Annotated in this window: 7 protein-coding genes and 2 pseudogenes; 7 read left to right on the top strand and 2 right to left on the bottom strand. The window is 54.7% G+C overall.

The annotated features are described in order from the left end of the window. A pseudogene (locus tag ACIQVE_RS13810) lies at nucleotides 1-475 on the bottom strand (transposase); the annotation flags it as partial. Nucleotides 476-611: 136 nt separating this feature from the next. Here ACIQVE_RS13810 and ACIQVE_RS13805 point away from each other — a divergent pair. The 4 genes from ACIQVE_RS13805 to ACIQVE_RS13790 all read left to right on the top strand — a co-directional run bounded on the left by ACIQVE_RS13805 (nucleotide 612) and on the right by ACIQVE_RS13790 (nucleotide 5,407). Then, nucleotides 612-926: a hypothetical protein gene (locus ACIQVE_RS13805; protein WP_402809032.1), complete on the top strand. Its 315-nt coding sequence runs from the start codon at nucleotides 612-614 to the stop codon at nucleotides 924-926. Next, nucleotides 865-2,076, top strand: a complete 1,212-nt coding sequence (locus ACIQVE_RS13800; RefSeq protein WP_402809030.1) for a hypothetical protein — start codon at nucleotides 865-867, stop codon at nucleotides 2,074-2,076. The genes ACIQVE_RS13805 and ACIQVE_RS13800 overlap by 62 nt, the downstream gene beginning before the upstream one ends. Next, complete coding sequence (gene rdrB / locus ACIQVE_RS13795; protein ID WP_402809028.1) at nucleotides 2,076-4,709, top strand: antiviral RADAR system adenosine deaminase RdrB; 2,634 nt, start codon at nucleotides 2,076-2,078, stop codon at nucleotides 4,707-4,709. The genes ACIQVE_RS13800 and rdrB overlap by 1 nt, the downstream gene beginning before the upstream one ends. Before the next feature lie 62 nt (nucleotides 4,710-4,771). Further along, nucleotides 4,772-5,407, top strand: coding sequence for an SLATT domain-containing protein (locus tag ACIQVE_RS13790; protein WP_402809026.1), 636 nt, complete (start codon nucleotides 4,772-4,774; stop codon nucleotides 5,405-5,407). A gap of 97 nt (nucleotides 5,408-5,504) precedes the next feature. Here ACIQVE_RS13790 and ACIQVE_RS13785 read toward each other — a convergent pair whose 3' ends face one another. Next, a complete protein-coding gene (locus ACIQVE_RS13785; protein ID WP_402809024.1) occupies nucleotides 5,505-6,476 on the bottom strand; it encodes a GlxA family transcriptional regulator in 972 nt (323 codons plus the stop codon). 90 nt (nucleotides 6,477-6,566) lie between these two features. Between ACIQVE_RS13785 and inhA the strand changes: the two genes are divergently transcribed. From inhA to ACIQVE_RS13770, 3 genes and pseudogenes are all read left to right on the top strand, one after another. Further along, nucleotides 6,567-7,253: an isonitrile hydratase gene (gene inhA / locus ACIQVE_RS13780; RefSeq protein ID WP_402809022.1), complete on the top strand. Its 687-nt coding sequence runs from the start codon at nucleotides 6,567-6,569 to the stop codon at nucleotides 7,251-7,253. A 359-nt stretch (nucleotides 7,254-7,612) separates the two neighbouring features. Beyond that, on the top strand, nucleotides 7,613-8,404 hold the full coding sequence (locus ACIQVE_RS13775; protein WP_402809020.1) for a type II CAAX prenyl endopeptidase Rce1 family protein: 792 nt from the start codon (nucleotides 7,613-7,615) through the stop codon (nucleotides 8,402-8,404). A 102-nt stretch (nucleotides 8,405-8,506) separates the two neighbouring features. After that, a pseudogene (locus ACIQVE_RS13770) lies at nucleotides 8,507-8,600 on the top strand (hypothetical protein); the annotation flags it as partial.

Genomic DNA, 8,600 nt, shown 5'->3' with positions numbered 1-8,600 from the left:
GCAGCACTGCGGCTTTGCGAGAACAACTCACTCACCCGGCTGCGCAACCGAAGCCGTTCGACATCAGGCGTTCGACGCTTGAGGCGGTGGGCGTAATAACTGGATCGATTGATCTCAAACACTTTGCACAGCCAATCAATTGGCTCATGGACGCTCAGCTGATTGATCAGCGCGTACGCTCGTGATCTTCCGACATCAAGAGCGCGGTAGCCTTTTTTAATATTGATTTTTCCCGTTCAAGACGGGCGATCCGGGCTTCCAGCTCCTGGATTTTCTGCTGCTCCGGTGTCAGCGCTTTGCTCTGCGGAGTGACGCCTTGGCGTTCCTTCTGAACCTGGTCAACCCAACGGCGCAGGGCCGACTCGCCGACGCCGAGCGAACGGCTGGCTTCGATGTAGCTGTAGTTTTGCTTGAGTACGAGGTCGGCAGCCTCGCGTTTGAACTCAGCGGAAAAGGAACGGCGTTGTTTGGTCATCTGACACCTCGATCTGGCGAGCATTCTCGCCTAAATGGGTGTCCGGTTTCATTAGACCACTACACTACCCCCCTATATTCAGCAGTGGCAAAAAGTCATCGCTGATTATTTCCAGTACCACCGTAGAGGCGGGGCTGTGTACTTCACAGCTTTTACAAATGAAAAATGGCGCGCGGAAACCACTGACATTAAAAAAGCATCCGTATTGGCATACGATATGTTCCAGCCCTTGGAACAAAACAATAAAAAATATGAATATTTTGAAAGTATCTCTGGCATAGACAAAACATGGTCTGAAATATTTTCTCCGGTAGTTCCTCAAGCCTGGATAGAGCGTATTCCTAAATCGATCTTCCAGTTGGTCGCTGAATGCACACGTTCCCGAACAGATGCAGGGCAAGGCGGAACTGGCACGGCAACTGCTTGTGCACTGGAGTTTCTTTTCCCCTAATCAGCGCGCGAACCTCATATTTCACGGACGCATTTTTGAACTGATTATTGCCAGCCTAGTTCGGGATATTTCGGAGATCGAAATCACCGAGATCATCAATCGTCCCCCTTTCCACTCGATACCGGCATTGGCGCATACCAATACGCTTAACCTCTCGGAAGCATTCGATGTTGCTGAGGATGAGTCCAGGGAAGAAGGCAGTACAGAAGATACGTTCAAGGGTGACTTGGAAACGACCGAGACAATATCCCGACTAGCCATTGAGATAAATGATTGGCGTCGACAGAACAACATTCAAGTACCACATAGCTGGCTTATCCATAACGTCATGAACAAGGCCTTCAACCAGATAAGCATCTTCTCGACGAATAAAAAGCCGAACAACCCATCGTTGTTCGACATTATTGATTCGGGAATGCGGATGTTTAATTCAGTCTGGTCGGCATTCGGAAGCTTTGAAAAGGGCGAGGTCTTTGGTTTGCCAAGAATTATTGCCTACGTCAACATGTCCAGCTCCAGCATTAACTTTGAACAGCACGCACACTACCGGCAAAATATTCTGCCTTTCCTTCAAAAAATAAATGACAAAGGAGATCACCATAATTTCAAGACAGGCTCGTATACATTCGCACTAGAATCCCACCCTCTCCGAACACTACTTCGAGACTTGTTAACTAACAATCAGAAACAGCAAAAACCCAACTCAACTAAAAGTGATGGCGAACGCAAAGCGCCAATTAAAGGAACACTTTTCCCGTCGAGAGCAACCCCTACAAATGAAACATTAGCTCAAAAACTTCTTAAAAAAACAGCAACCATAGAGAATCTAACTGCAACTGCACCTACAACCATTAACAACAGCAAAAACACACCAACATCAACAAAACTCAACAGAATCATCAACTCGACCGCTAGGCAACAAGGCCTTACTTTAAAAATCAGCACAATAAACTCCCTCAGCACCACCGCCATGCTTGATTTCCTGAACACTGTCAACAAACAGTGCGAGGGACTGGTAAAAAAAGAGTTCCTCAAGGTTCTTAGAGGAGAAAAACAGGTAGGATCGGGCTCCCCCCAACGCCATCTTCGTTACATGCATCAACAGTACCAGTTACGCAAAAACTCCAGTTCCAAGCCCGGCCTAGCCTGATGCTTGACCAATCGCTTTTCGAACTCGCCAGTGCCACCTGCTTCTCTAGCACTTCACTGGCGGAAACCTTGCGCTCGGAACTTTTAACTACACCGAATCTGAGTGATCCCAACCGGCACAATTCGTTTCACGCGACCTGCCTGCGTAATCTGCGTATTGACCTGGATGCCGATTACCCCCGCCGGTTTCGTATCAACGACATGGATCTGGCGCTCGAGACCCTTTGGCCGCGCAACATCTTCCTTGCGTCACAGGGCGGACGTCTGGACATGCTAGACGGTTTGTTCGATCAACTGTTTCTCGAAAACGGTGACATCGTCCAGTACCGCGATGACCGCGTGCAGGCTTATGTGCGATGTGCTGCCCGACTGGATCCGGCATTGCTGGTCGGTTGGCGAATCGCCAAACGCTTGCGCCAGCAGCCTAGGCTTGGATGCAATGACCTAGCGCGGATCGTCGAGGCGCAACAGCCATTTTTCAGCCCTCGTGCGCAAACAGGCAAAGCGTTCGCGGAAAACCATGTGCATTTGGGCGGCGTTCATTACGACGGCCTGGTACTGATGTCGGGCTTGAGTGCCCCGTTGAAGGAGTTGGCGAACGAACCTGCTCTCAAGGTGCTGCCATCACTACAGCGTCTGACACAAAGACTACTGATGGAAATTGGTACCGAACCACATGATTCAAAGCAGATTCGCGAGATTTGCACAAAGAGCCTTGGCAGTCGTTGGAAAATTGAACCGCCCATCAGCGTCAACTGGAAATGGCTAGCCGAAAAACAGATGGAGCCGGCCGACGTACTGCATCCACATTGGCAACGACAGAAAATTGCCCGGGCTTTGGTCAAGGGTGATACCGGCAAGGCGTGGTTGTGGTTTGTGATCTGGTGCTGCACCCGATATCAGGATCCCGCATGTACCAGCGAGTTGCGCATGGCCCTGTTCTTTCTGCTCAATTCGCTGACTCACATGCGCCGGCAATTGCTGATGGACGGGCAGGGATTGACCCGTTTTGTGGAGGTTTACAACAACCAGGCGCGGCGCAATCTTGGCTGGGATCAACAGTACACCGATGCCGCGCGGCGAATCTTTAACGGTGAGGGCGACGTGGCGGAGATCAAGGTCGTCCATCATCAGTTTACGCCTCAGTCAGTTGTTCAATGGCTGGACCACTTGGGCGCTGCCATCGGACTGAAGTCTGCACCGAAACTTCGAAAAGTACCGTTGGCGAAACAGTTGGCCATGCGCAATGCGTTTGAGCGCTGGCACTTTTGCATTCACCTGATTCGTGACGAGCTCAGCCGGGACAACCCTTCAAACGTTTGGCTGGAGGCCAACAAGCTGGAAAGCAAACTTTCCAGCAACGCCTCTTGGGAACGCGAAGAACTGATCAATACCTCTTCCCTGTGGCCCGGTCGATTGCAACCGGCTCGCTGGATAAGAGGCCTCGACGTGGCGGGGGATGAAAACGCGGTAAAGACCGAAGTGTTTGCGCCCGCACTCAGGTGGCTGCGCCAAGGACTGCAATGCAAACCTCTTCTGGCGGCTCCTGCCTCAGGTTTGCACCTGAGTATCCATGCTGGCGAAGATTACGCTCATCCACTCTCAGGGATGCGGCACGTCGATGAAACCGTCGTATTTTGTGGAATGCGCTCGGGTGATCGGCTCGGACACGCTCTGGCACTAGGCGTAGAACCGAAGATGTGGCTGGAGAGGCATGGTGAGGCGGTGCTGCCGCTGGACGAGCACGTCGACAATCTGGTGTGGGCGTGGCATCACGCGTGCGAGATGAGCCCGCATCTTGATCTAGCGGCACAGATCATCCCTAAACTAGAGCGGACCTTACGTCGACTCATTCCGGAACTGTCCTGGCTGCAGCGAGAGCAAACACCTCCCACCCTGGAACAGTTATTTGATGCCTGGCGGCTTCGGCGCAACTGCTATCACTACGTCACCCGGAATGACATTGCCTATTTTGAAGATGCAAAATTCAATATTGCCGTGCCAGATCATCGCGAGTTCAATCGAACCCCCTCCCCCACGGTACAACTTTACCTTCAACGATGGCGGACACTATCAGCACGGCGAACCGGTTTAGGCAACTTCGCTTGGCCGCTTGAGCCTTGCGAAAATAAAATTCCTTGCAAGGTAAGGATTCGCCAGTCCGATCATGAAGCCGATAGCCACTACCGGACAGAAAATGATTTGAACCTGATAACCGTCACCGAAACTTCCAACGAAGTAATGTTCATGCACGCGCTTCAAGACTGGTTGCTGGATCGGTACGACCGGCTCGGCTTGATTATTGAAGCCAACCCTACATCCAACGTTTACATAGCGCGCTTGAAATGTCACAGCGAACACCCCGTTTTTCGATGGTATCCACCTGACGAAAGCACCTTGGCCAAGGGCGCGAAAAACAACCTTTTCGGTTTGCGTCGTGGACCGATCAAGTTCTGTATCAACACCGACGACCCCGGCATCATGCCAACCACATTGCGCACCGAATTTGCGCTGCTGCGAGAAGCAGCGCAAACGCACGATGTCTCTCGGACTCAAGCGGAGAAATGGCTGGAACGCATTCGCCTGTTCGGGCTTGAGCAATTTCATCAAAAGCATGAATCGCTTTGGGGATAGGCAAGAGCCATCCAAATTTACACGTGTGCAAAAACTACCCACAGGGATGGAAAGGAACATAAATGGCCGCGAATAACCCACAAAAACCCGACCTCTTCAAAGCCTTCCTCGACGCATTCAAGTCGATTAACGAAGCGAAACAGGATAAAGGTTCAATCAAACGCATCTTTGAAGAAATGAGTACACTGGTGCATGGCAGCTTCGATTACTACGCCTCTTCAGGAAAGAAACATAGTTTAAGGGCAACCATCACCCGATGGATTGCAATCGTGTTCGGCACGCTCGGTGTGCTTGCCCCATTGCTGGGTGGAATCAATGAGTGCCTCAAGGGACTGACCGGATGGGGATACCCTGCACTCGCCATCGCAGGCGCAGCCATGTTGGCAGATCGAACCTTCGGATATACCCGAGGCCATATTCGCTATGTGATTGCGCGCATGGAACTTAAGCATCTGATAACTGATTTCCAAGTGCAATGGTCGTTGTGGTTAGCCAGTAATCCTCAAGAAGATCTTCAGCCAAGCCAACTGGCAGAGGTCGAAACACTTCTGCAAAAATTTATCAACCGTGCACATGAAATCGTTATGGCAGAAACCGCCGCATGGGGCGTCGCTGTAGTAGAAGATATGCAGGAGCTAAAAAACCTGGCAGGGCAAAACACTAAAACCAAGCCTGTCGCTTCGGAAGACCCCGTTTGAGTACCGATCCACAAGTAATTAGTGCCACCTCTCTCCAAAAAAAGCGTCTTGCTGGCAACAGCAGGACGCTTTTTCCATTCGTATCCATCCTCGCTATTCAATCCACTGCCACATTGACCGAAAACCGCTCCCGATACGCCTGCGGCGTCACGCCAATCGCCCTGAGAAAACTGCGGCGCAGGGTTTCTTCGCTGCCGAATCCGCAATTGACTGCGACCCGTTTGACCGGCAGACCGGTATCGCTGAGCAAGCGCCGCGCTGTCTCGACGCGAATCAGTTCGATCGCCCGCGCCGGGGTCTGGCCGGTGTCGGCGCGGTAGTGGCGGACGAAGCTGCGTTCGCTCATTCCGGCCTGTTCGGCCAGGGTCGGGATGCCGAGATCGCGGGTGAGGTTTTCGGCGATCCACGCATGCAGGTCATCGAAACGATTGCCCTGCTTTTGCAGGGACAACGTCACGCTGAACTGTGATTGCCCGCCCGGGCGTTTGAGAAACACCACCAGATGTCGGGCGACGTCCAGCGCAATGTCGCTGCCGAGGTCTTCCTCGACCATCGCCAGTGCCAGATCAATGCCGGCGGTAACCCCCGCCGAAGTCCAGACCGGGCCGTCGTTGATGAAGATCGGATTGGCCTCGACCTGCAAGCTCGGATACTGCTGCGCCAGTTGCTCGCAACGCGTCCAGTGGGTGACGACGCGTCGACCATCGAGCCAGCCGCTGGCCGCCAACAGAAAAGCGCCGGTGCAGACCGAGGCCACGCGTCGGCATTTCGCCGCGTGTTCACGCACCCAATTCACCAGCGGCACATCTTCGGCCGCCGGATAAATGCCCCAGCCACCGGCGATGATCAGCGTGTCGCTGGCCGCTTGCGGCAGCGGTTCGGCGAGCACTGCCAGCCCCGCCGACGACATCACCGCCCCGCCCTCGCTGGCAATTACCGTCGGCGCGTAAGGAATCGGCAAACCGCGCTGGCGGGCAATGTCGTTGGCCGAGGCGAAAACCTGCAACGGGCCGGTGACATCGAGGATTTGCATGTTGGCAAACGCGAGTACGTGAATGGCTTTGGGCATTTGGCGTAATTCGTGGGGTTATTGGCGTATGCGCCAAAAGCTACGCGCCTACAGTGAAGCCGTCCACCCCCCTTAATGGAGAAAAACACCATGACGTTGCAGATCGGCTTTCTGTTGTTTCCGCAGGTTCAGCAACTCGACCTGACCGGCCCGTATGACGTGCTCGCCTCGTTGCCCGACGTGAAGGTGCACCTGATCTGGAAAGATCTGATGCCGGTCACTGCCAGCACCGGCCTGCTGCTGAAACCGACCACGACGTTCGAGGACTGTCCGAATCTGGATGTGATCTGTGTGCCCGGGGGTGGTGGCGTCGGGCCGTTGATGGAGGATGAGCAGACGCTGGCTTTCATTAAACGCCAGGCCGCGCAAGCGCGTTACGTGACCTCGGTGTGCACCGGTTCGCTGGTGCTCGGCGCGGCGGGTCTGCTGCAAGGCAAACGCGCGACTACGCATTGGGCTTACCACGACTTGTTGCCAACGCTGGGAGCAATTGCGGTGAAGGATCGGGTGGTGCGTGACGGCAATCTGTTTACTGGCGGCGGGATTACCGCCGGGATTGATTTTGCATTGGTGCTGGCGGCTGAACTGGTTGATGCCGACACGGCGCAGTTGGTGCAGTTGCAACTCGAGTATGCGCCGGCGCCGCCATTTAATTCGGGCAGCCCGCAGACTGCCCCGAGTGCAATCGTCGATGAGGCCCGGTTGCGCGCGGCGCCGTCGTTGAAATTGCGCACGGAAATCACTGAGCGTGCCGCCGCGAAACTCAACCTGCGCTGAAGCTCTGGCCCCCCCGTAACCCTGTGGGAGCTGGCTTGCCAGCGATAGCGGTGGATCAGTTGATACTTGTTTGACTGACACACCGCTATCGCTGGCAAGCCAGCTCCCACAGGTTCGGGGGTGTTCATTGATTCTGTGTACGACACGGGCACTGTGAGAGCTGGCTTGCCAGCGATGAGGTCAGTACAGCCGACATCTTCGGCGACTGATGCACCGCTATCGCTGGCAAGCCAGCTCCCACAGGGTTGCGGGTTGGCCACAGCTTTGCGTTTTGCCCCGACTTCCCGCCTCACCTTCACTTGTCCCCCGCCGCCCACCCGTGTAGAAAGCCCTTCTACAAATGTACACAGGGACTTTCGATGAAGGCTTTGCCATGGCTCTATCTGGCGCTGCTCAGCCTCGGCTACGCAATGGCGCTCAGTTACGGCCAACTCGGCTGGCTGGCGCTGATTTCCGTCGGCCTTCTGTTGTTCGCCGGTTACGCGGTACGCCAGCAACAAGTGCCGTTCGCACGCTATCTCGGCCACGGCCTGTTCATCGTGATGGCCGTGGCATTAGCGCTGCACTGGTTGCCGGGTTTTAACAACGGTCGCGCTATCGATCCGCAGCGTTTCACCGACAACGCTGTGCGCTTCTCGATGTACCTGAATCTGGACAAACCACTGGTTGGCTTTTGGCTGTTGCTGGTCTGCCCTTGGATTGTCGCGCGGCGATCCTTGCGAATGACGGTGTACGCAACCGCCCTCGCCCTGACTCTCAGTGCGATCCTCGCCCTCGGCGGCGCGCTATTGTTGGGCGTCATCGCTTGGGCGCCGAAATGGCCGGATCAGGCGTGGCTGTGGGTGCTGAACAATCTGCTACTGGTAACGCTGGTCGAGGAAGCGCTGTTTCGCGGCTACATACAAGGTGGCTTGAGCCGGCGCTTCAAACATCTGCCGTATGGCGAGAATCTCGCGCTACTACTGGCCTCGTCACTGTTCGCGCTGGCGCATGTCGGCGCTGGCTGGACCTGGGTGTTACTGGCGGGCCTGGCGGGTGTCGGCTATGGTCTGGCCTACCGTTTCGGCGGGCTCGGGGCGGCAATCGCCACGCACTTCGGGCTCAACATCCTGCATTTCGGCCTGTTCACCTATCCGATGCTGGCAGGCTGATGCAAGCCGCGTTTTGCGACGCTGTAGTGATTACTGAAAGAAAAATTTAATTAATTCCTGACACCGCCGACAACCTTTCAAAGCCTTGCGGATTGAAAAACCATGCGTAACAACCAGCCCATTACACAACGCGAACGGACGTTCCCGGCTCAGCAACGGTTGATTTCCACAACTGACGCCAAGGGCGTGATCACCT

The organism is Pseudomonas sp. NPDC098747 (assembly GCF_044760045.1).
In the GTDB taxonomy this organism is placed as follows: domain Bacteria; phylum Pseudomonadota; class Gammaproteobacteria; order Pseudomonadales; family Pseudomonadaceae; genus Aquipseudomonas.
The sequence above is the reverse complement of the archived record's forward strand: the minus strand, read 5'-3'. Positions and strand labels throughout refer to the sequence as shown.